This window comes from Planktosalinus sp., assembly GCF_059864935.1.
Genome location: NZ_JCBCCK010000249.1, coordinates 1 through 1977, shown reverse-complemented (window position 1 = coordinate 1977; position 1977 = coordinate 1). Strand labels below are relative to the sequence as shown.

At 37.4% G+C, this 1977-nt stretch carries 2 protein-coding genes; both read right to left on the bottom strand.

Annotation, left to right across the window (positions count from 1 at the left end):
• A partial coding sequence (locus AC6F75_RS08515; RefSeq protein ID WP_500714583.1) for an FAD-dependent oxidoreductase occupies positions 1-961 on the bottom strand: 961 nt, incomplete at its 3' end.
• Between the two features lie 64 nt (positions 962-1025).
• Entirely contained in the window at positions 1026-1916 is an 891-nt protein-coding gene (gene porN, locus AC6F75_RS08510) for a type IX secretion system ring subunit PorN/GldN (protein WP_500714582.1), read from the bottom strand.
• Positions 1917-1977 lie beyond the last annotated feature (61 nt).

The window sequence follows — 1977 nt, the reverse complement described above, 5'->3', positions numbered from 1 at the left end:
CTGAAGGTGCAATCATCACGCCCCTTGAACCCAATCCATTTAACACAAACAGGTTTTTAAACTGCGAATGTTTACCAACAAGTGGTTTTCTGTCAGTTACCGTGGGTCTAACACCTGCTTTGTGATCGATGATTTCATAGGTGCATTTGAGGATTTTATTGAGCTTTTCGGTGAGCTCTTGTTTTGCTTCAGGAGTGGGGTTTGTGTCTTTGTCTTTGGGATTGTAAGTTGCTCCAACTCTGAAAAGGTCATTTCCCAATGGAATAATAAACACAGACGACTTAACTATTTTATCCAGTGTAAATTCAGGAGCGTGAATTGTGAGCAATTCACCTTTATTTCCCGTTAAGGGCAAATCTTTAAACCAAGGATTCTTTTTTATTCCAAAACCTTCGGAAAAGATGATATTTTTTGCTGAAATAGTCTTGTATTTAAGTACATTATCAACTTCAAGACATTCATAGTCAAAATCTCTTCCAATCAATTGACACTTATCTTCTAAATATTTTTTATAAGAGGCAATCAGCAATGCTGTATCAATTCTTCCTGTGTGGGCAACTTCTCCCATCCCGAATGGCACATTGATATGTTTATTGTCAGGGAATTTGACTTCAGGGATGAGAAAGTTGTTTAAAACCGGCCTGTCTGCAGCTTCAAACCAAAGATTTTGCTCTTCTACCGAATCAAAAATGCGGAAAACCGGGGTTTTATAATCAAGTTTTACCTGAAGTTTGTTTTCCAGTTGAGTATAAAACGGAAGTGCAGTTTTGATTTGGTTTAAGGCATCCCAGGAGGCTGTGAATCGTTTTAGGATTATGGGATTATAAACTCCACCGGCAACTGTTGAAGAAACATTTAAACCCGAATCAAAAACAACAAATGATTTGTTGTGCTTTTCGAGTTGTTCGCAAAAAGCAATTCCGGCGAGACCCAGTCCAACAACGATATAATCTACTTGCATAGGCTAAAAACAAAAACTCCCGCAAGATACGGGAGTTTTGAGTATTTATATTAGTTTGGATTTATTAATAATTCCAAAGGTCGATTTCAATATTTCTGATGGTTTCCTTGATCCTGTCTGATTCAAGCAATTGCATCAAAGCATTGTCCTGAATATAATCTTTCACAGCCCTGTCACCATATTCATTGTCTTCTTTGTAAATAACCCCACTAAAACGTCTGGAGTTGAGCAAGTGATCAAATGAAAATGGCATGGAAGTATTGTGCCTGTTAAAGGCTTTATATTCGTGCAGCACTTCTCTGGCTTCCGGGAAAAATACCCAAAACAATTCAACCAATACTGAATTTTCATCATCAATGAAATTAACATCAGGAGCACAGGGAGCAATACCGATAATTCTGTATTTTAACTCTCCAAGGCGCTTGTCAATATACCAGTACCCGCGAATTCTGTATTCCTCAATATCTGCTGCAGACAATTCTCTAATGTCTATATATTGCGGGTCAAGGGGCAGGCCGGCATTTAGTTGTTGTATTCCCAAGTCAGTTGTATCTACTTTTTTGAGTGTAGCCTGAATTTCTTCAAGCGTCCTTTTATCATTAAAGTATGAATCTGCATAGATATTTGGAATCCTTCCGTTCTTGACATTGGCCAATAACACATCATATAAGGATCTTCTTTCCGGACCAATATTCATGGTGTCTATTGGAAAATACAAGGGAAAGTTCATTCTTTCATTTAGGTCAACTCTTTCCCAAACAGTTTTTGCCCACAATACATCACGCTGGTTAATATACCCGTAAGATAATGGGGTGTCATTATCATAAGCTATTTGGGCTTCAGTTCTCATATTGATTTCATCAGGTGTTTTTGCGTTCAAAAGATTAGTTTGCGCAAAACCACTCGAAGCAACAAGAGTTGTGAGAAGGATTATTAAAAATGATTTCAGATTCATAACTAATTAATTTTAATTTGTAAGCTCAACAAATACGGGGGTGATTCGTTGTAAACGGTAT